This is a genomic window from Spiroplasma endosymbiont of Glossina fuscipes fuscipes (assembly GCF_049669535.1).
Taxonomy (GTDB): Bacteria; Bacillota_I; Bacilli_A; order Mycoplasmatales; family Mycoplasmataceae; genus Spiroplasma.
Genome location: NZ_CP187162.1, coordinates 1,221,336 through 1,241,664, shown reverse-complemented (window position 1 = coordinate 1,241,664; position 20,329 = coordinate 1,221,336). Strand labels below are relative to the sequence as shown.

The following is a 20,329-nucleotide window of genomic DNA, read 5'->3' as shown; positions in this document are numbered from 1 at the left end:
AATGAAATATGACTTTGATATTATTATTGATCGTAGTCAAAATTTAGAGCGAAAATGAGACCAAGCTTACATTGCAAAAAACTATCATCTAACTGGTGATAATATCATTAATTCATCAATCGCTGATTTAGATTTTACTACACCATCACCAATTGTGGACGCTATTTTAGCACGTGCAAAAAAAGGTGTTTATAGTTATAGTTATGTTAGTGATGAGCTTTATCAGGCAATTAGTAATTGATATTGTCATCAACACAAAGTGGTGGTTCCGGTTGATAAAATTAAGTTAGTACATGGGACCGTTAATGCTTTGCATCAATTAATTCAATGTTTAACCGATGTTAACGATTATGTTTTAATTCAAACGCCAGTTTATGGTCCATTTGGACAAGCTATTGTTAACAATAACCGGCGGCTTCTTGCAAATCAATTACAATGAGTAGGTGATACTTACCAAGTTGATTTTTCGATGTTTGAAGCAACAATTAAAAAGTATCAACCAAAATTATTTATCTTGTGTAATCCGCATAACCCCGGGGGGCGTGTTTGAACAAGGACCGAATTACAAAAAATAATTACTATTTGTGAACAATATTATGTTTTAATAATATCAGATGAAGTACACGGCGATTTGGCATTACCAAATGTTGAATTTCATTCGTTACTATCATTTACAATTTCAGATAATTATCTAATTGTTTGTAATTCACCAAATAAAGCTTTTAACCTTGGCGGTTTAAAATCATCATATTTAATTACACATAATAAAATGTTAAGAACTAAAATTGATGAACAATATCAACGTGCTTCAATTACGTCACCCAATGTGTTTACTATTCCAGCTTATCTTGCTGCCTATAATAATTCGAAAGTAATTATGTGAAAGACAGCAATGTTAAGTTATATTGCAAAGAATTACCGGTATGTTGCCGAAAAACTAGCGGCTATTTCAGGTTTAAAAGTTATGAAGTTAGAAGCATCGTATTTGGTTTGAATTAATTATGCAGAAACTAATCTAACTTCGCAAGAAGTTAATAAATTATTATTAAAATACAAATTGATTGTTAGTAAAGATGATGACTTTGTTGAAACTCCATCAGCATGTTTTAGAATTAATATTGGTACATCCTTTGCGATGGTAGTAAAATTAATTAACATTCTAATAACAATTTTTACTAAATAAGAAAGGAAAATTTAAGATGAGTAAAAGAATTATCGCAACAACCTTAGCTCCTCAGGCAATTGGCCCATATTCACAAGCAATTAAAGTTGGCAACTTTTTATATATCTCGGGGCAATTACCATTAGATCCATCAACAATGACTTTTGGTGGAACAACAATTACTGATCAAACAAAATGATCATTGGAAAATTTAAAAGCAATTGTTCAATCAGTTGGTTATAGTTTAGCAAATGTTGTAAAAGTTACCATTTTCTTAAAAGATATCAATGATTTTGCTGCAATGAATGAAGTTTATAGGACATATTTTACTGAAGACTTCCCAGCTCGTTCAGCAGTGGCTGTTGCAGGATTGCCGAAAGATGCTTTAGTTGAAATTGAAGCAATTGTTTATTTAGAATAATTAATTGTAACTTATGTTAAAACAAAGAAAAAATTTTCTTTGTTTTTATTATGTATTTTTATATAAAAAAATATTAAAATATCAAGAAAATTAAATTAAGGGCATCTTCTTATTGCATTGTAAAATAAAGTGTTATAATTATTTATAGTGAGGAATTAAAATTATGAAAAAAGAACAAAAAGATAATCAATTAACAGAAGCAGAAATTCAACAAAAATTATAAGAAATTGAAAATAATTTTAAATGTGTCCCAGAAGTTTTAGGCGGTGTTGGATTTTGTGCGAAGTCATTTGATGAAAATGGCAAACTAATTACAGAAGAACCAGACCAAGGATCTAAAAAATAAGGTAAAATTTATATGTAGGAAGAATGTGATTAAAAATGTTTGGATTAGCACAAATAACGGGATTAGTTTATTTTGTTTTTATTGTAATTACAGGTTTGTTTCTTTTGGGGTGATTGACTTTTGGTTTTGTTCTACTTGGATATAAGAAACGTAAAACAGATTTAGAACCACGAAAATTATTGCGAAAAATGTTAAATGATAATGATTTTCAAGATGTTAACATTGGGGAACGAAAACATATTATTAAAGCGCGTAATTTTTCTAAAATAAGCAATGCCGTAGTTATTCAACAAAATGATTATAAAGATCAAAGTATTGCTAAAATTTATGATATAATTTTTTATTTTTATTATGTTTATAATAAAAAAACAAAAGAATCAAAATGTTTTTTTTGATTAAAATTTTTATCATGATTTTTAGTGTTTGTTTTATTGTTATTTATTGGTACAACAATTTTAGTTATCTTAACCCAATATTTAAAAGACAATGATGTTATTAATGGAGTTGGAATTGCAATTCAGGTTTTGTCAATTATGGGCATTATTTTTTTAATTCTTGGTTGGTTCTGTTGAACAAACTTAGTAGAACATTATCGCCAAGATTTAATAACATTAGCAACAGAATATTTATCAGATAAAGACTTAAAAGCTTTTAAAATTTATACTAGTTTTAAAGCTTTTTTCCCATTTTCAGAAAATGTTATTTGTTTTTCTTAGGGGGATTGAATTTTAGAATTTAATTCGATATATTTAAAGAGTAAATATATTAAACACCACCTGTATATGCTAGTAATATGGTCTAGCGTTTCTACGTCTTACCACTGGAATAAGGACTCTATAGGTTAATGCTTTTCTTTCTTGCATTAACTTATGTTTATAAACAAGGTTAATGTTTTTTATTTTTACATAAATTTGAATGGAGAGTTATCTATATGTTTAAAAAAAAGATTGAAACTTTTTTTCGCTTTGGTGATTTAAAAACTACTTTTAAGAAAGAAATTATTGGTGGTTTAACAACTTTTTTAGCAATGTTATATATTTTGTCCGTACAACCAAATATGTTATCTACTGCCCCAGATATTAATCATCCAACAGATCCAAGTCAGAATATGGCATTTGGGGGAATTTTTATTGCAACAGCACTTGCATCTTTTATTGCAACATTAATTATGGGATTATCAGCTAATATGCCGGTTGGGTTAGCACCAGGAATGGGGTTAAATGCTGTTTTTACTTTTAACGTTGCTAATAATGGTTTAGGTTATCAAGGGGCTTTAATTGCAGTAATGCTGTCTGCGATTATTTTTTGTCTTATTTCAGTAACAAAATTACGAACAATTGTTATTAATGCAATTCCAAATTCATTAAAATTAGCAATTGGAGCTGGGATAGGATTTTTTATTGCTTATATTGGTTTGCACAATATTGGTTTTGTTGGTGACAATGCTGTTACTTCAGGTGGCATTGTTGTTAATGGTGGGATTCCTGTTGCAACATTAGGGAATTTAAAAACTAATTGACCAATGATTTTAATGGGGTTTGGTGTATTAATTTTAATTTTTATTTTACACTTTAATAAAGTCCCGGGAGCAATTGCAATTGCAATTTTAGGGGGATTAGGTGTGTCATTAATTATTGGCAATGTTATTGACAGTGATTTTATTCGCACAAATTTTGCTTATTGAAAGGGTTGAAGTTATAGTGATTTTAATGGTTTTGGTACTAATTTAAAGTCAACTTTTACAACATTTACTAATCCAAAAATTTGAACATCCCCAATTATGTATATTTCGATTTTCGTTTTTCTATTTGTAGATTTCTTTGATACGACAGGAACGTTATATTCGGTTTCAACGCAAATTTCAACGGCAACAGGACAACAATATGAATTAAAACCACGGGCTTTAATTGCTGATTCGGTTGGAACTTTAGTGGGGGGAACATTAGGATGTTCACCTGTTACAAGTTTTGTTGAATCAACAACAGGAGTTTCGCAAGGAGCACGAACTGGTTTTTCAGCTATTATTACAGGAGTCATGTTTTTAGTTGCAATTCCGTTATTTCCAATTTTTAAATTAATTACTCCCGCGATTGCTGGAGCGGCCGTTATCTTTGTTGGAACATTAATGGTTAGTCAAATTAAAGATATTGAATGAGCAAAACCCGAATTTGGAATTGCTGCGTTCTTTACAATTATTACGATGATTGTTACTTTTTCAATTACAAATGGTTTAGCACTTGGTTTTATTGCATATGCCTTAATTTGTTTAATTACAAAAAAAGCTAAGACTGTTGCAATTCCAATTTATATTTTAGACCTCTGTTTTATTGGTTATTTTATTGCTTTTGCCTTTGTCCAGTAAAGTTAAAAAGATAAATTTACAAAAACGGTCGTATAAATAAAATAAGAGTTTTTTTGTAAAAAATAATATAAAAGAATGATTGTATTAATAACAAGTTTATTTTAAAATGTAAAAAAGAAGATAAGGAGACCAATAATATGCGTTTAGATAATAAACTTTACGATGAAAACTTAACAATGGCAGTTAATTTTTTGAAACAAAAAGTAAATGATTGAGAAGACTACCACTTTTTAATGGTACTTGGTTCGGGTTATAATCCTCTTGCTGATTCATTTAAATTTAACCACAGTATTAAATATGCGGATATTCCGTTTTGACCAGTTTGTACAGCACCATATCATTTTGGAAACTTAGTTTTTGCTGAACATAATGGGAAAAAAGTAGTTTTTATGCAAGGACGACACCATTATTGTGAAGGATATAGCATGAGTGAAATTGTTTTTCCAATTTATACGTTGTCATTATTAAATGTGCAAATAATGATCGCGTCTAATGCTGCAGCTAGTTTAAATGCACAGGCAATTAAAATTGGTGAAATATGTGCAATAACAGATCATATTAATGCTTTTGGGGATAATCCAATTATCGGGTTGAATAACTCTCGGTTAGCAATTCGTTGACCAATTCCGCAAAATTTATATGATGATAAATTACGACAATTACTCTTAACAGTCGCTGAAAAAAACAATATTAAATTAAAAACAGGAGTATATGTTAGCTATCCTGGTGGAATCTTTGAAACAGCTAGTGAAGCAAGAATGTATAAACCATATGCACAAATGATTGGAATGAGTATTGTTCCTGAAGCAATTGCAGCATTTCATAGCGGAATGAAAGTTGCTGGCTTAGCAACCGCAACAGTTTGTTCGATTGGAGATAATCCTGATTTTGTTGTTGATGATTATATTATGAAACAAACGCATAAAATGGCAGTTGATTTAAAAGTCTTATTAATGAAATTATTAGAAGTAATTTAGAAAAAACAGAATTGTTATTCTGCTTTTTCTTTATTTAAATAGCCACTTCATATTAAAAAACCAATAATTGTATTAACAATAAAGAAACTCATTTGAATTAACATATTAATATTAATTGATATCGGATGATTACCACCAATGCTATTTACGCCAGCAAACATTGAAAATTGGGGAATATTAGAAATTAATCATAAAATTCATTGTTCTTTTAATCGTAAAAACATTAGAATTGAAGCAATAATGGCGATGCTATTTGTAATGCTATCAAAAATACGGGGAACTGGTTGATGCAAATAGGCATAGTCCTGCTTTACAACCGCATAATGAAAGGCGGGAATTTCATAATATCAAGCAACCGTTAAAATAGCACAAGCACTAAGGGCAATTGGAATTATAATTCATCATTTTGATGATCTAATGCTTAAAGAAGAATTTTGTTCAAATATTAATGTTTTCTGTCAAATGTATCAACCAATAAATTGAAAGGGTAAATAAAAGAATAAGTTTAATTGCGCATCACCGGTATAACCAAAATCAAATGCAAATAATCCAAAAGTTGTAACATTAATTAAACCTCAGAAAAAGTTACTCATTTTTCCAAAACTAATTAAAAAAACATTTAATACCCCAGTAAAACTAACTAGTCCGCTTAATGAATACAACGTGGCATCAATTCATTTTGGCATATTACCCAAAAAAGGTTTGGGTGTGTTTAAAACATTTATAATACTAAAGAAAGAAGGATTATTATAAGGATCAATAAAATGATTAAAATCAAAAAAGGATAATAAGGTAACAATAACTCCAAGACAAATTAAAAGAATCTTAAAAGTCTTGGGTAATTCTTTAATATCTTTTCATATTGTTTTTACACCTAGAAAATTAATTGGTCGGGTAATTATAAATTATTTTTGCTGTTTATTTTCCATTTTAGATAACTATCTTGAATTTTCTTCTGTCGATTTTTTTAAATTTATAAATATATCTTAACAAAAAATATTGTTTTTTGTTATATTTCAAGTAGATTTGCTACAATAAAATTAAGAGAAAGTTATGCTAAGTATTTTACTAACACAATAATTTTTTAAAATAATATTAAATTTAAATTGAAAGGAAGATTAATGATGAAAAAGTTATTAACTATTTTTAATATAATTTTAATCGCTATTTTACCGGTAAAAATAACTGTTGAAAATTTTGTTAGAACTGAAGTACAAACAAATAAACATTTAGATGTCACTAAAGTGGGGGAATATACTAAAAATAGAAAACTATTTATAAACAATAAATTATTTTATTATAAAAATTATAACTTTAATAAAGAAAAAGAATATAGTATTGATAGTAAAAAGTTTAAATTATTCTTAAAAAACTTAGTTAATAATATTAAATTATTTTTAGAAGAAAATCCTAATGTTAATTTAATGGATAAAGATCAATTAATTGATTCGTATATTAGTTACTTAAAAAATGAAAAACATTATGGTGTCACAGCATTTGAAAACTTTTGATGGGGTTTTAAATGATGAATTACTTGAGAGAGTTTTATTACCACTTTTAATAATGCGGGTAATAACATTGCACGTGATAGTATTAGTAGCATTTCAACTGTAAAATTAGCAGGGTATGTAGCTCAATTTTTAGCAATTAAATATCCTTGAGTTTTAGCAATTCCTAAAATTGGTTTAATAATAGGCGGTACATTAGGTGTTCAAGTTGCAGGTTGTTTATTAGGACGTCAATTTTGATTAAAAACTGGTATAATTTTTAGAATGATATGATTTCCACCAATTATGACTGGGTGCTGAGATCAGTAATATGTTTTAAATGATGATTATTAGTCAAAATAAGTTTAAAAATAGTTTATGCTCACGTCTTGTTACAACAACATTAATAATTCTGTTTTTTTCACTTTGTATGTATTATACTTGAGATATTGATTGGCGTTGACTTATTATTAATATTTCTATATTAATAGGTACAAGTGTGATTGTTAATATTATTGATTGATATTTTCAAATGTATATTGTTAAACATTGTCAACAAAAAATTTTAGTAAAAATAATGAAAAATCGTAGTTATTTTCGAAATTTTAACTTAACAAAACAAGCAAATATTATAGTTAACTTAAAAAAGAGTGAATATTTTATTGCTCAGTTTTAAATGTTTTTGTGATTATATTTATGCTTTTATTTTTAATGCTATTAAATAATTTAATTTTAACTGGCAAATTATTGTCGCTCATATTTATTTTCATTTATTTTTTATTGTTAAATTTATATGAAATAAATTATAATAATCAGCATATTGTATTAAAAGATGATGAGTATCAAGTTGAAAATGTGAAAAATGAAATTTTTATAGCATTAAAAACAAAAAAGAATATAAAATATTTTATTAAAAAAATTATAAATTTTACTCCACTTTATTTAGGTTTTTTTGGATTAATTGCTAATATTGTTATATCGTATATAACTTTAAATTATTTATATGATCACCCTTTTAATAAGATAATTGCTGCAACAAATAGGAATGGAATTTTAGTTTTCTTTACATCATATAATTATATTCATATTATTTTGCATAATTTTTTAATTCTCTTTTTTTAACATGACTTATGCAACTAATTTTATTTATTGGATTTTAATACCCTTAATAAAAATAAAAAAAGATTATTAATTCAAATTTTTGTTTTTTTAAATGTTTTTGCTATTTTAAGTTTGGTTGCAAAACTATTTTTAAAATATTTATAAGGTTAAAATTAAAAAATATTTAGTTAAATAATGATAAAATGAAAGTATAAAATTAATGAGGTGTAATGGTGTTTATGAAATATATAATAGTTCCAGTAAGTAATAAGTTAGCACAAGAACATTATCGTTTAACAGTAGAAAAGACTTTGACAATTAATGAAATTGAAAGGCTTGGTGAGTTAAAGTTATCCGATTTTTTAGATAAAAATGGTGAGTATTCTGTTTGAGGTTCAAAAATACAAGTAAATGGACAACAAAAAAATATAGAAAAAGTTACAAAAAATGATCAACTTATTTTTTATAAAAATAATAAATTATTTTCTTTATTTAATATAGTTAGTATTTTTAAATCTTTAACATTAGCTCAAAAACTTTGAGGTATAGATAAAATAGATAATAGAATGTGAGAAAATATATTTTTGCTTGATAAAATTGTGGAATTAGATATTGATGTAAAATAATTTAATGCACTTATGGGTATTAAAAGTGGACCAGTTCGTGGAATAAAACCGTGTGTCAAAAATGAACAAATTTGAAAAATTCATAAATTATTGAGTGATTATTTTAAAGAATATGAAGAATTAATAACGGTTACTTCAAAAACAGATACACAATTTAATAAAACTTTGGATAAATTTTATATTTCAAAAAATAGAGGTGAACAAAGAGAACTTAGAATTATATTAATTAAAAATAATTTATTTGAAAATTGTGTTATGTGTGCCGAAAAAATAAATAAAAAATTTTTAATTGCTGCTCATATTTAAAAAAAGAGAACTATGTGAAGAATCAGAAAAAAAGGATATTTGTAATATTGCTGTGCCAATGTGTAAATTTGGCTGTGATTCACTATTTGAAGAAGGTTATATATTAGTTGATAATAATGGAATTATTATCAAAAATAAGTTAAATAATGACAATACATTAAATAAAAAAGAGTTAATTCTAATAAATAATCTTATTAATAAAAAAGTTTTGAATTTTAATGAAAGAAATAAGAAATATTATAATTTTCATTTTCAATATCATAGTCAAAAATAGAAAATTAAAAAAATGGCTAAAAATAGTTGCTTGTTTTTTAATATTTAGTATATAATGAATAAGGCTAAAAAATATGCCATGCCTAGTTAGCTCAGTCGGTAGAGCACTCGGCTGTTAACCGATCGGTCGCAGGTTCGAGTCCTGCACTAGGCGCCATTATTTTTTTTGACAATTTTTACAAATATTTATCGGCCTGTTGGTGAAGCGGTTAACACACATGCCTTTCACGCATGCATTCACGGGTTCAAACCCCGTACAGGTCACCATTTTCCGGTGTTAGCTCAGTTGGGAGAGCGCCTGCCTTACAAGCAGGTGGTCAGCGGTTCAAGTCCGTTACACCGGACCATTTTTAATGATAGGCTGGCTTAGCTCAACTGGTAGAGCAACTGACTTGTAATCAGTAGGTTGGGAGTTCAATTCTTCTAGCCAGCACCATTGGCTGTCTCCTGTTAGCTCAGTTGGTAGAGCATCTGGCTTTTAACCAGTGGGTCAAAGGTTCAAGTCCTTTACAGGAGACCAATTTTAAAAATCAAATACCCGGGTGTGGCGGAACTGGCAGACGCACCAGACTTAGGATCTGGCGGGGTAACTCGTGGGGGTTCAAGTCCCTTCACCCGGACCATAAAGAGAAACAAAATAACACTTTATAAGTGTTATTTATTTTGCAAAAATTTGTTTAATTTTATTATTTTTCTACTATAATTAATAAAACTATAAAATAGTGTCTGATACATATCTTAATGGTTAGAAAGAAGGATACAAATGAAAAAAGCTGTTTTTTCAGATTTAGATGGAACCTTATTAAAAGATAATCACCGTTTTAGTAAGTTAACAAAGAAAACCGTTAATTCAGTGCAAAAAAAGGAATTCCGTTTGTGGTGACAACAGGTCGATTAGCAAATGATGCCATTCGTCAAGCTCGTAAACTAAAGGTTCATAAATATAATGGCTATGTTTTATCAAACAATGGGGCAAGCGCCTATTCATTTAAAACAAATAGTTTTTTATGAATGATGATTTTTACAACTGCTGAAATTAATACTATTTTTAAATTTACGTATCAAAAATATAAAGTGCATTTTTAGTAATAATAGTACGTATGTTTATGAATATGGTGAAAATTCTTATTATTGATCAAAAATAATGCGAACTAAATATAAGGTTATTACTAAACCAGAAGAAATTATTGAAGATATTACGCATGCGAGTGTTATTGCTCATCAGTCATTAAATGATATTGATGCAGAAATATTGATGCAAGAGTTACGGCAATTATTACCACAATTAGATATTACACAGTATAATAATCGTGTTTTTGAAATTTCTTGTAAAGGAATTTCAAAGGGTGGAATGGCAACACTTTTTAGGACACTTTTTATATAGACTTCTGATTTCTAAATTCAACTGGAGTTAAGTAATTCAAACTACCATGAATTCGAATATTGTTGTATCAATTAATGAAATTAAATAGTTCCAACTTTAATTGTTCTAAATTTTTAAATTTTCGACCATTAATAAATTCAGTTTTAAAAGCTTTATAGGTTGTTTCAGCTACTGCGTTATCGTAAGGGCAACCTTTTGCACTTAATGATCTTTTAATATTAAATGTTAATAAAATTTCTTCAATAATTTTATTTTTAAATTCATTACCACGATCTGTATGAAACAACCTAATTTGATTTAGTGGTCGTGTTATTTTATAAAATGCCTGCTGAACTAGTTCAGCAGTTTTATTTGTTCCAGCGCTATAGCCAATTATTTCACGGTTAAATAAATCAATTAGTAAGCAAATATAATGTCATTTTGAACCAACTTGAACATAGGTTAAATCGCTCACAATAACTTCATTTTGTCTTTTATTACTAAACTCACGATTTAGAATATTACTAATTTGATCATTATTTACAGGAGATTTATGATTGCGATATTTTAATTTAGTATATTTTGATACTAAATTATTTATTGCCATAATTCTTCTAATTTTTTGTCGAGATAAAATAATGTTCTTTCTTGCTAAAATAATTTTAATTTTTCTAGCACCATAAACTTTATAGCTTTCTTTAAATGCACTGATAACTTCATTTTCATAAATATTAATTTCAGTTTTAGTGATCTTATTAATTTGATAATAATACTTTGATTTTGCTATTTTTAATATTTGACACATTTTCCTCACTGAATATTTGTCTTTATTGTTAGTAATTAATATTACTTTTTGCCGATTATCAGTGCTGCTTGCTTTAAAATATCATTTTCCATTCGTAATTGTTTGTTTTCTTTTCGCAACTGAATAAGTTCATTTTCTTCAACAGAGCGATTGTCTTTAGCTTTAAAAGAACCAGAATTCTCAAATTTTTTACTCATTGATAAAGAACTGCCTTTGAAATTTTATATTCGTTAACAATTTCAATATTACTTTTACCATTTTTATATAACATTACGATTTGTTTCTTGAATTCATCGGTGTACTGGTTTTTTGCCATTTTTATATTCCTGCTTTCCTAATAATTTTAGCTTATTTTTTTTACAGTCTACATAAATATGGTCCAAGTTATTGTAACCTATCCAAAAATTCAAATAATAAAGTTAAAAGTTGTTATTAAAACTATTATTATTGAAATAATTGTTTTAATTGGTGATACCATCATGATAAGCAAAAAATAGATGGTATCACGTTTGTAAAAAATGAATTTATTAAATAGAAAAATGAATTTATTATTTCTTCGATATTTTATTTCTCCTTTCTATGGATAGGTTACAATAACTTGGACCATATTTATGTAGACTGTAAAAAAAATAAGCTAAAATTATTAGGAAAGCAGGAATATAAAAATGGCAAAAAACCAGTACACCGATGAATTCAAGAAACAAATCGTAATGTTATATAAAAATGGTAAAAGTAATATTGAAATTGTTAACGAATATAAAATTTCAAAGGCAGTTCTTTATCAATGAGTAAAAAATTTGAGAATTCTGGTTCTTTTAAAGCTAAAGACAATCGCTCTGTTGAAGAAAATGAACTTATTCAGTTGCGAAAAGAAAACAAACAATTACGAATGGAAAATGATATTTTAAAGCAAGCAGCACTGATAATCGGCAAAAAGTAATATTAATTACTAACAATAAAGACAAATATTCAGTGAGGAAAATGTGTCAAATATTAAAAATAGCAAAATCAAAGTATTATTATCAAATTAATAAGATCACTAAAACTGAAATTAATATTTATGAAAATGAAGTTATCAGTGCATTTAAAGAAAGCTATAAAGTTTATGGTGCTAGAAAAATTAAAATTATTTTAGCAAGAAAGAACATTATTTTATCTCGACAAAAAATTAGAAGAATTATGGCAATAAATAATTTAGTATCAAAATATACTAAATTAAAATATCGCAATCATAAATCTCCTGTAAATAATGATCAAATTAGTAATATTCTAAATCGTGAGTTTAGTAATAAAAGACAAAATGAAGTTATTGTGAGCGATTTAACCTATGTTCAAGTTGGTTCAAAATGACATTATATTTGCTTACTAATTGATTTATTTAACCGTGAAGTAATTGGCTATAGCGCTGGAACAAATAAAACTGCTGAACTAGTTCAGCAGGCATTTTATAAAATAACATGACCACTAAATCAAATTAGGTTGTTTCATACAGATCGTGGTAATGAATTTAAAAATAAAATTATTGAAGAAATTTTATTAACATTTAATATTAAAAGATCATTAAGTGCAAAAGGTTGCCCTTACGATAACGCAGTAGCTGAAACAACCTATAAAGCTTTTAAAACTGAATTTATTAATGGTCGAAAATTTAAAAATTTAGAACAATTAAAGTTGGAACTATTTAATTTCATTAATTGATACAACAATATTCGAATTCATGGTAGTTTGAATTACTTAACTCCAGTTGAATTTAGAAATCAGAAGTCTACATAAAAAGTGTCCTAAAAAGTGTTGCCATTCCAGGTAAGATTTTTCAAACAATATATAGTTTTTTTCAGTCAGACATTCGAGGTATGAAAATTTAGTCCAGCATTATATAACACAATAACAAATATATTCCTATTAATTATTTTTATGAAATTTGTGCGATTAATATAAATAAAAGGAACTTAATAGTTCCTTTTATTCTTTTCAATCTATAATTTTACCTGTATCTTTATCAATTTTAGGTATTTCAGGTTCATTTGTTTTATTTCAACGATATAATCAATTAAATCAATATCATTCATCGTTTAAAGAAATATTAAAACTACCTTCATCACCAAGACTTCACGGTTTATTAATATCATCATTTTTAAATTTAATAAAATTAAAATTATTAGTATTTTGTTTTTTTGCAAACATTATATATCATTTATTTTTATTACTAGGAAATTCATTATTAGATATTCAGTTAGAAATTTTTGTATCAATTAACTTTCAATTACTTCCAATTGGTGGTTGTTGTGGGTCTGGTATGGGTTCTGGTTTATTACCCCCCCGTTTTCATTGTTATTTGGTTTTTCACAACTAATTAATGTTGTTGTACTTGTTGCTGTTAATCCGATTGTTCCTAAAATGCTAAGTCATTTTTTCATATTTTACTTCTCCTTTATTAAAATTATTTGAATGCCATAATTAATTATATTATATATCAATAATGTATTAAATAATTTTAATATTAAATTTATAAATTAATGAAAGGTATATAAATGTTATGTATAGTCATTTAAGTTTTATTGATAAGGTTAAATTGGAAAAATTATTATTAAAATTATTTTTAAAAAAGAATGGTGAAATAAATATTTCACAAATTGCTAAATGTTTGAACAGACATCGTAGTACTATTTTACGAGAAATTAAGCGTTTTAAAACTATTGATGAATATAGTGCTTATAAGTCAGATAAAATGTATTATGAGAAAAGAAAAAAGAATAATAAAAGATATAAGTTTACAGAAAAACAATTAAATTTTATTAATATAAGATTTAATGTTTATCGTGATTCTCCATCACAACTTATCCATCGTTATTTTTTAAAGTTTGGTATTAAATTTCCTGTTTGTGTTAAAACATTGTATAAATGAATTTATTTAGGTTTTTATGGTTTTTTAAAACAGAATTTACGTCATCATGGTAAAAAATATAAAACAAAAGGAAAATTTGATAATCGTGGTAAATTAACTAATTTTAAATCAATATGAGATATTGAAAATAAAAAAATTAATGCTGGTTGATTTGAAATGGATACAGTAGTTGGTAAAGACCATCAATCTAGTAATTTAGTTTTAGTAGAACAATTAAGTAAAAATTACTTTGTAATGAAATTAAAAAATCATACTGCTAATGAAGTTGTAGAAAAGTTTAAAGATATTGTTATAAGTAATAATTTAATTGGGAAAATTAAAGGAATAATAACCGATAGAGGAAAAGAATTTAGTAAATGAAGAGAATTAGAAATATTTGCTGAAACACAAGTTTATTTTTGCGATCCGGGTTCACCACAGCAAAAACCACTAATTGAATATATGAATTCTGAACTTAGAGAATGATATCCTAAGGGAACTGATTTTAATAATGTTAGTCAACAAAAAATAAATTGAGTAGTTAATGTTATAAATGATAAATTAAGGCCTATTTTAAATTGAAGAACCTCAAAAGAGGTATTTTTAGAGAATTTTTAAATAAATTTATTACTTAACTTAATAAATTATTTTTTAGTATGGCTAAGTGTGCTTAAAATAAAGTAAAAATTATAAATATTTTAATTTTTGAAAATTTATAATTGATTTTTTATGATTTTTATTATATTATTTGATTAATAAGATTTGTTGCATTTCATTTTACATGATTCCAAAAATAGAACTTTTGTGATATGATAAAAAAAGCAAGAGAGTTCAGTAAAGGAGAGAAAAAATGGCTGTAAATGAATTAAAAACTGTTGATGAGTTTGAAAAAGTAATTGCTGAAAATAAATTAACATTAGTTGATTTTTATGCTGATTGATGTGGACCATGTAAAATGATTGCACCGGTAATTAATGAATTAGCAAAAGACCGTGGTGATGTTAATTTTGTTAAAATTAATGTTGATGAATTGCAAGATCTCGCCCAAAATTATGGAATTTTATCAATACCAACATTAATTACATTCCAAAAAGGAAATGAATTAAAGCGAAAAACTGGATTTGTAACCCGTAATGAAATTGAACAAGAATTGTTAAGTTAAAATTAGTTGTTAAAAAGATTTAATAACAACCTAAAAGAAGAAGGTGAATATAAAATGGCAATGGCAATGAAAAAGCGTCGTCGTTTAATTGCGGAGAAAAAAGCAGCGAAAGCCTTAGCACAAAAAGAAGCTGCAAAAAAAGTAAAAGAAAAAGATAACTTGGAAGCAAAAGCTTCAAAATAAAAAAAGAAAATAATATTATTTTCTTTTTTTATTTACCCTAAAATAGAAAAAATAACAGCTGTAATTAAAGCATAACTAAAGTTAATTCCAAGGGTTGTTAGTAGAATAAATCCTTTTTTCTTTAAAAATCAAACATACCCGTCATATTCGGTTTGCAAATGTGAATATTTGGTTATAATATTAAATCCTAAATCAGTTTGCTCAGGATTTAATTCCTTTGTTTTGTTTAGTTTTCGCAATGGATTTCGAACTATAATTCAGTTACTAATAAACATTGTTAAAATAATAATGATTAAAATTCCAAAAAAAATTTGTGATAAATCGTTATTACTTAAGTGTAAGGCATTTTTATATAATACCAACGGAATTGTTGCTGCAATTTGTGCTAATAGAAAAATAACATTACAGCTTAAACTAATAATTCAAAATGTTTTAAGTGATGTTTTCATGGTTATATTATTGCTTTCTGATTAATTGCTATATGTGCGCCAGCTTTTAAAAAATAGTAACAAATTCATCTTCTGGAATTCGTAAACGGGGAAAACTTGTGCCTGTTTTGTTATCATCATAATAGCCAAAAAGCATTCCTAATGCTAAATGTCATTTTGTGGAGTCAACAATGTTGTGTTCTTTAAAAAATGGAATAGCTTGGGTTGGAGTAACACCACCCATAATACTTGAACCAATTTTTAAATCTGCTGCTTGTAATGCCATAAAACTAGCAACAATATGTGTTTGTTCATCAGAAAACATATCGGGACTTGGATAAGTTTTTAAATAATTGCTCATTCCCTTTACGTTACTTTTTAATGCTTCTCCTTCAAAAATTCGTCCTAAACGTTTTGTTAGAAATTGTTCTGAAGTTAAATAATCTCCGTTTGCTCCTAATAATAATGCCAAAATTGGAGCATCTTTTACTTTTTGTTGATTTCCTGTCATAAAGCAATTTAGTGCTGCTTGTTCTTTTAACTTTTGATCTTTAATAATAATAACTTTAACTGGTTCTAATCCATTTGAACTAGGTGCTAGTGCGCCTGTTGTTAAAATTGTTTTTAAATCAGCTTTGTTAATCGTTTTTGTTTTATCATAAATTTTAATGGCTTTTCGAAATTGAGCTGCTTGTTGTACACTCATTGTTTTTCCTCCACTTTCTTGTTCTGGTAATAATTTTATTATACGTGAATAAAATTAAATTAATAGTGTTTAAACTACTAACAAACCGTAGGAACAATGTTATAATAAAAAAAGATAAAATTAAGGAAGGATAATAACAATGGAATTTTCGCATAAAGCAATTGAGCAAAAATGACAGCAATATTGAGAAAAACATCAAACTTTTAAAACAACAAATAATTATGATAAAAAAGCTTATATTTTAGATATGTTTCCGTATCCTTCGGGAGCAGGTTTACATGTTGGGCATCCAAAAGGCTATGTCGCAACCGATGTTGTTAGTCGTATGCGAAAATTACAAGGATATGATGTCTTACATTCAATTGGTTGAGATGCTTTTGGATTGCCAGCAGAACAATATGCTTTACAAACAGGAAATGATCCTGCTGAATTTACATTACAAAATATTGCTAATTTTCGTAATCAATTAAAAGTGCTTGGATTTAGTTATGATTATAATAAAGAAGTTAATACTTCTTCGCCAGGGTTTTTTAAAATAACACAATTAATTTTTGAATTATTATATCAAAATGGTTTAGCTGAAATGCGTGATGTTGATGTTAATTGGTGTCCTGAATTAGGAACTGTTTTAGCAAATGAAGAGATTTTAAATATTAATGGAAAAATGGTGTCAGAACGAGGGCATTATCCGGTTTATAAGAAACCAATGCGTCAGTGAGTTTTAAAAATTACTGCGTATGCTGAAAAATTGTTAGAAGGACTAGACGAAGTTGATTGACCAGAATCAGTCAAAGAATTGCAACGTAATTGAATTGGAAAATCAGTTGGTGCTGAAATTAAATTTACGGTTCAAGATAGTTCAGAAATTATTGAAGTCTTTACAACTCGAGCGGATACTATTTTTGGTGTTGAATACTTAGTTTTAGCACCAGAGCATCCGTTAGTAACAAAATTAGCAACACCAGAATATAAAGGAAAAGTAACAGAATTTTTAGTCACTACAAAAGCAAAAAGTGATTTAGATCGCCAAGATAATAGTAAAGAAAAAACAGGAATGTTTATTGGTAATTATGCAATTAATCCTGTTAACAAAAAAGTTGTGCCAATTTGGATTGCTGATTATGTCTTGCCATTTTATGCTACGGGGGCCGTAATGGCTGTTCCTGGTCATGATGAGCGTGACTATTTGTTTTCTTTAAAATATCAATTACCAATTAGTTATGTTATTGAAGGTGAACACCATCAACAGTTGCATAATAAAGATGGAAAACACATTAATTCTGACTTTTTAAATGGTTTAACAACTAGTGAAGCAATCACAAAAGCAATTACTGTTTTAACCTCAGCAGGGCATGCAACAGCAAAAACAACTTATAAACTTCGTGATTGATTATTTTCTCGACAACGTTATTGAGGAGAACCATTTCCCGTTATTCATTGAGAAGATGGGGCCATTAGTTTAGTTGATGAAAAAGAATTACCCTTAGAATTACCAAAAATGACAAATATTAAACCTTCCCAAACGGGAGAGTCACCCTTAGCTAATGCAGCCGATTGATTAACGGTTGTTGATAGCACTGGTAGAAAAGGCCGCCGTGAAACTAATACGATGCCGCAATGAGCTGGTAGTTGTTGATATTACTTAGGCTACATTTTAATGGAAAATAATGAAATGTTAGATTTACGAAGTTCAGAAGCACAAAAATTACTAAAAAAATGATTACCAGTTGATTTATATGTCGGTGGACAAGAACATGCTGTTTTACATTTATTATATTCACGTTTCTGACATAAATTTTTATATGATCAAAAGTTAGTACCAACTTCCGAACCATTTTATAAATTAGTTAACCAAGGAATGATTTTGGGTCCTGATGGAACAAAAATGAGTAAATCAAAAGGGAATGTTATTAATCCTGATGATATTATTAAATCGCATGGCGCTGATACTTTGCGGTTATATGAAATGTTTATGGGTCCAATTGAGGCGTCATTACCATGAAATCCTAGTGGTTTAGATTCAGCGCGAAAATGATTAGATCGTGTTTATCGTCTTGTTAAAAATCATAATTTTACGCAAGTTAATAATCACCAATTAGATTTTGTTTATCATAATATGGTTAAAAAAGGAACCGAGATGATTGAAAAATTGAGTTTTAATACCGCTATTTCACAATTGATGGTTTTTATTAATGCTTGTTATAAAGATGATGCGCCTATTTACCAGCCATATTTTGAAGGGTTTACTAAAATGTTAAGTCTTTTTGCACCACATTTAGCAGAAGAAATTTGAGTTAATTTACAACAAGAATCATCAATTGCATTATCGACTTGGCCAAGTTATGAAGAAAAATACTTACAAAAAAAGGAAGTTGTAATTGCGGTTCAAGTTAATGGGAAATTACGTGCTAAATTAGAAGTGGCAGTTGATACTTCCGAGCAAGACTTGTTAACTTTAGCAAAAGCAAATTCTAATGTTGAGACCTTTTTAGCTAATCATCAAATTATAAAGGAAATTGTTATTAAAAATAAAATTGTTAATTTTGTTGTAAAATAATATCACAAATTTAATAATTTATCATTTTAAACAAAGGAGAAAGAAAAAATGAAATTTGTTCGTTCTAGTGATGGACCTTGAGGATTTTTTGATCCAGCAGGTTCATATGTGCCAGGAACAGATTGAACTGACCAATGTTTTTTTAAAGGGCACAGTTATATTTTTCAATTAGTTGGAATTGCTATTTTTATCTTACTTATTGGGTCATTGTTTTTTTGTAAAAAATATTATGTTAAAACTGTTAATTGAAAATGATTTCGAATTTCAATTGGAACTTATCAAATTGCAACTTATTTTTTAACTTATGCAATTTGAGCATCATATTTAGCGCTTGTTTTAAAAACGGAGTGGATTTGAGGTCCGGTTGGTCCGTCACAAATTCGTGGTTTAAGTGAAGTAATGCCATTGCATTTATGTAGTATGCACCAATTATTATCTGGCTTTATTTTAATTTTTCCTAGTCGAAAATTTTTTGAAGTTGTAGCGCCATCAGCAATTATTTTACCAATCTTAGCAATTATTACGCCCGTTAATGGTTATTGAAGTTTAGATAATTTCTTTTATTATAATTACTTTATCTTACATACTTTAATCATTTTTGCTTATTTATATGTTTATAAATATGGTTTGGTCGGTCGTCCTTATAGTGGTTTATTATTTAAATGACAATTATTGTGATTAACATTATTTTCAATTATAGCGGTAATTTGAGATTGGATTTTTAAAACTAATCAGTTATTTGTTGGACCAAGTAGTGGTGAACCATGAAATAATGGTGGTTTTAACGTTGGTGGATGAAATACAAACTTTATTGGGGCAAAATACATGTGACCATTTGCCTGATTGCCAATGTTTATCTTGGGAATTGTGATGGTTTCGCTCACCCATGTCGTGTTATTTTATATTCCACAAAGTTTTTTATACGATGTAAAAACAAAGGAATTAATAGCCGTTTCTCGTGGTTCATGTAATAAGTTTCGAATAAAAGAAGGGTTAACTTATATTGGTTTTACCTTTACCTATATTTTTTGACCAGATAATAAAATTCATCAACATTTAAATCAAACTAACTTATTACGGTTTACCGATGTTGAATTACTAACTCTTTCTCGTTAAAATAGTCAGGTTTGTTGACTATTTTTTAATTAATAAGGCTTACAATTTAAAATAAAGGTATAAT

At 27.3% G+C, this 20,329-nt stretch carries 24 protein-coding genes, 6 tRNA genes, 3 pseudogenes and 1 riboswitch; of the genes and pseudogenes, 27 read left to right on the top strand and 6 right to left on the bottom strand.

What is annotated here, in order from left to right; all coding sequences use genetic code 4:
* Position 1 precedes the first annotated feature (1 nt).
* The 5 genes from ACOBWH_RS07530 (at position 2) to ACOBWH_RS07510 (ending at position 5,268) form a co-directional block, all read left to right on the top strand.
* The gene (locus ACOBWH_RS07530) at positions 2–1,183 is read left to right on the top strand and encodes a MalY/PatB family protein (RefSeq protein ID WP_424527445.1); all 1,182 of its coding nucleotides are present in this window, start codon (positions 2–4) and stop codon (positions 1,181–1,183) included.
* Positions 1,184–1,199: 16 nt separating this feature from the next.
* Positions 1,200–1,583 carry a RidA family protein gene (locus tag ACOBWH_RS07525; protein ID WP_424526344.1) on the top strand — a complete coding sequence of 128 codons (384 nt, stop codon included), beginning with the start codon at positions 1,200–1,202 and terminating at the stop codon, positions 1,581–1,583.
* A 369-nt stretch (positions 1,584–1,952) separates the two neighbouring features.
* Positions 1,953–2,645, top strand: coding sequence for a hypothetical protein (locus tag ACOBWH_RS07520; RefSeq protein WP_424526343.1), 693 nt, complete (start codon positions 1,953–1,955; stop codon positions 2,643–2,645).
* A gap of 40 nt (positions 2,646–2,685) precedes the next feature.
* A riboswitch (purine riboswitch) is annotated at positions 2,686–2,786 on the top strand.
* Between the two features lie 74 nt (positions 2,787–2,860).
* Positions 2,861–4,291 carry an NCS2 family permease gene (locus tag ACOBWH_RS07515; protein ID WP_424526342.1) on the top strand — a complete coding sequence of 477 codons (1,431 nt, stop codon included), beginning with the start codon at positions 2,861–2,863 and terminating at the stop codon, positions 4,289–4,291.
* 137 nt (positions 4,292–4,428) lie between these two features.
* On the top strand, positions 4,429–5,268 hold the full coding sequence (locus tag ACOBWH_RS07510; RefSeq protein ID WP_424526341.1) for a purine-nucleoside phosphorylase: 840 nt from the start codon (positions 4,429–4,431) through the stop codon (positions 5,266–5,268).
* A gap of 14 nt (positions 5,269–5,282) precedes the next feature.
* Here ACOBWH_RS07510 and pnuC read toward each other — a convergent pair whose 3' ends face one another.
* Positions 5,283–5,954 carry a nicotinamide riboside transporter PnuC gene (gene pnuC, locus ACOBWH_RS07505; protein ID WP_424526340.1) on the bottom strand — a complete coding sequence of 224 codons (672 nt, stop codon included), beginning with the start codon at positions 5,952–5,954 and terminating at the stop codon, positions 5,283–5,285.
* Between the two features lie 438 nt (positions 5,955–6,392).
* Between pnuC and ACOBWH_RS07500 the strand changes: the two genes are divergently transcribed.
* The 14 genes from ACOBWH_RS07500 (at position 6,393) to ACOBWH_RS07435 (ending at position 10,445) form a co-directional block, all read left to right on the top strand.
* Positions 6,393–7,085: a hypothetical protein gene (locus ACOBWH_RS07500; protein ID WP_424526339.1), complete on the top strand. Its 693-nt coding sequence runs from the start codon at positions 6,393–6,395 to the stop codon at positions 7,083–7,085.
* A gap of 10 nt (positions 7,086–7,095) precedes the next feature.
* The gene (locus tag ACOBWH_RS07495) at positions 7,096–7,431 is read left to right on the top strand and encodes a hypothetical protein (protein ID WP_424526338.1); all 336 of its coding nucleotides are present in this window, start codon (positions 7,096–7,098) and stop codon (positions 7,429–7,431) included.
* Between the two features lie 664 nt (positions 7,432–8,095).
* The gene (locus tag ACOBWH_RS07490; RefSeq protein ID WP_424526337.1) at positions 8,096–8,482 is read left to right on the top strand and encodes a hypothetical protein; all 387 of its coding nucleotides are present in this window, start codon (positions 8,096–8,098) and stop codon (positions 8,480–8,482) included.
* A gap of 12 nt (positions 8,483–8,494) precedes the next feature.
* Positions 8,495–8,788 (top strand): hypothetical protein, encoded by a 294-nt coding sequence (locus ACOBWH_RS07485; protein ID WP_424526336.1) that lies wholly within the window; start codon positions 8,495–8,497, stop codon positions 8,786–8,788.
* A 58-nt stretch (positions 8,789–8,846) separates the two neighbouring features.
* Positions 8,847–9,062 (top strand): hypothetical protein, encoded by a 216-nt coding sequence (locus tag ACOBWH_RS07480; RefSeq protein ID WP_424526335.1) that lies wholly within the window; start codon positions 8,847–8,849, stop codon positions 9,060–9,062.
* Between the two features lie 80 nt (positions 9,063–9,142).
* Positions 9,143–9,218, top strand: a tRNA-Asn gene (locus tag ACOBWH_RS07475).
* 34 nt (positions 9,219–9,252) lie between these two features.
* A tRNA-Glu gene (locus ACOBWH_RS07470) sits at positions 9,253–9,328 on the top strand.
* 4 nt (positions 9,329–9,332) lie between these two features.
* A tRNA-Val gene (locus tag ACOBWH_RS07465) sits at positions 9,333–9,408 on the top strand.
* A 13-nt stretch (positions 9,409–9,421) separates the two neighbouring features.
* Positions 9,422–9,497: transfer RNA gene (locus tag ACOBWH_RS07460), tRNA-Thr, on the top strand.
* An 8-nt stretch (positions 9,498–9,505) separates the two neighbouring features.
* Positions 9,506–9,581, top strand: a tRNA-Lys gene (locus tag ACOBWH_RS07455).
* Between the two features lie 18 nt (positions 9,582–9,599).
* A tRNA-Leu gene (locus ACOBWH_RS07450) sits at positions 9,600–9,684 on the top strand.
* Between the two features lie 140 nt (positions 9,685–9,824).
* Positions 9,825–9,959, top strand: a complete 135-nt coding sequence (locus ACOBWH_RS07445; protein ID WP_424526334.1) for an HAD hydrolase family protein — start codon at positions 9,825–9,827, stop codon at positions 9,957–9,959.
* Positions 9,938–10,147, top strand: a complete 210-nt coding sequence (locus ACOBWH_RS07440; RefSeq protein WP_424526333.1) for a hypothetical protein — start codon at positions 9,938–9,940, stop codon at positions 10,145–10,147. The genes ACOBWH_RS07445 and ACOBWH_RS07440 overlap by 22 nt, the downstream gene beginning before the upstream one ends.
* A 58-nt stretch (positions 10,148–10,205) precedes the next feature.
* Positions 10,206–10,445, top strand: coding sequence for a hypothetical protein (locus ACOBWH_RS07435; protein ID WP_424526332.1), 240 nt, complete (start codon positions 10,206–10,208; stop codon positions 10,443–10,445).
* On the opposite strand, the pseudogene ACOBWH_RS07430 reads toward ACOBWH_RS07435, so the two are convergent.
* Positions 10,438–11,545 (bottom strand): annotated as a pseudogene (locus ACOBWH_RS07430) (IS3 family transposase). The gene ACOBWH_RS07435 and the pseudogene ACOBWH_RS07430 overlap by 8 nt on opposite strands.
* A 58-nt stretch (positions 11,546–11,603) precedes the next feature.
* Here ACOBWH_RS07430 and ACOBWH_RS07425 point away from each other — a divergent pair.
* The 3 genes and pseudogenes from ACOBWH_RS07425 to ACOBWH_RS07415 form a co-directional block, all read left to right on the top strand.
* Positions 11,604–11,726, top strand: a complete 123-nt coding sequence (locus tag ACOBWH_RS07425; RefSeq protein ID WP_424526331.1) for a hypothetical protein — start codon at positions 11,604–11,606, stop codon at positions 11,724–11,726.
* A gap of 168 nt (positions 11,727–11,894) precedes the next feature.
* Positions 11,895–13,002, top strand: a pseudogene (locus ACOBWH_RS07420) (IS3 family transposase).
* Between the two features lie 26 nt (positions 13,003–13,028).
* A pseudogene (locus ACOBWH_RS07415) lies at positions 13,029–13,167 on the top strand (spiroplasma phage ORF1-like family protein); the annotation flags it as partial.
* Between the two features lie 24 nt (positions 13,168–13,191).
* Here ACOBWH_RS07415 and ACOBWH_RS07410 read toward each other — a convergent pair.
* Positions 13,192–13,413: a hypothetical protein gene (locus ACOBWH_RS07410; protein WP_424526330.1), complete on the bottom strand. Its 222-nt coding sequence runs from the start codon at positions 13,411–13,413 to the stop codon at positions 13,192–13,194.
* A gap of 68 nt (positions 13,414–13,481) precedes the next feature.
* Positions 13,482–13,646, bottom strand: a complete 165-nt coding sequence (locus tag ACOBWH_RS07405) for a lipoprotein (RefSeq protein ID WP_424526329.1) — start codon at positions 13,644–13,646, stop codon at positions 13,482–13,484.
* A gap of 119 nt (positions 13,647–13,765) precedes the next feature.
* Here ACOBWH_RS07405 and ACOBWH_RS07400 point away from each other — a divergent pair, with 119 nt between their 5' ends.
* The 3 genes from ACOBWH_RS07400 (at position 13,766) to ACOBWH_RS07390 (ending at position 15,458) form a co-directional block, all read left to right on the top strand.
* Positions 13,766–14,731, top strand: a complete 966-nt coding sequence (locus ACOBWH_RS07400) for an IS30 family transposase (protein ID WP_424526328.1) — start codon at positions 13,766–13,768, stop codon at positions 14,729–14,731.
* Positions 14,732–14,963: 232 nt separating this feature from the next.
* Positions 14,964–15,275, top strand: coding sequence for a thioredoxin (trxA, locus tag ACOBWH_RS07395; RefSeq protein ID WP_424526327.1), 312 nt, complete (start codon positions 14,964–14,966; stop codon positions 15,273–15,275).
* A gap of 54 nt (positions 15,276–15,329) precedes the next feature.
* Positions 15,330–15,458 carry a hypothetical protein gene (locus ACOBWH_RS07390; RefSeq protein ID WP_424526326.1) on the top strand — a complete coding sequence of 43 codons (129 nt, stop codon included), beginning with the start codon at positions 15,330–15,332 and terminating at the stop codon, positions 15,456–15,458.
* 32 nt (positions 15,459–15,490) lie between these two features.
* Here the strand turns inward: ACOBWH_RS07390 and ACOBWH_RS07385 are convergent, their stop codons facing one another.
* Positions 15,491–15,907 carry a hypothetical protein gene (locus ACOBWH_RS07385; RefSeq protein WP_424526325.1) on the bottom strand — a complete coding sequence of 139 codons (417 nt, stop codon included), beginning with the start codon at positions 15,905–15,907 and terminating at the stop codon, positions 15,491–15,493.
* A 46-nt stretch (positions 15,908–15,953) separates the two neighbouring features.
* Entirely contained in the window at positions 15,954–16,592 is a 639-nt protein-coding gene (locus tag ACOBWH_RS07380) for a nitroreductase family protein (RefSeq protein WP_424526324.1), read from the bottom strand.
* Between the two features lie 139 nt (positions 16,593–16,731).
* Between ACOBWH_RS07380 and leuS the strand changes: the two genes are divergently transcribed.
* Entirely contained in the window at positions 16,732–19,149 is a 2,418-nt protein-coding gene (leuS, locus tag ACOBWH_RS07375) for a leucine--tRNA ligase (RefSeq protein ID WP_424526323.1), read from the top strand.
* Positions 19,150–19,197: 48 nt separating this feature from the next.
* The gene (locus ACOBWH_RS07370; protein ID WP_424526322.1) at positions 19,198–20,265 is read left to right on the top strand and encodes a hypothetical protein; all 1,068 of its coding nucleotides are present in this window, start codon (positions 19,198–19,200) and stop codon (positions 20,263–20,265) included.
* The last annotated feature ends 64 nt before the right edge of the window (positions 20,266–20,329 follow it).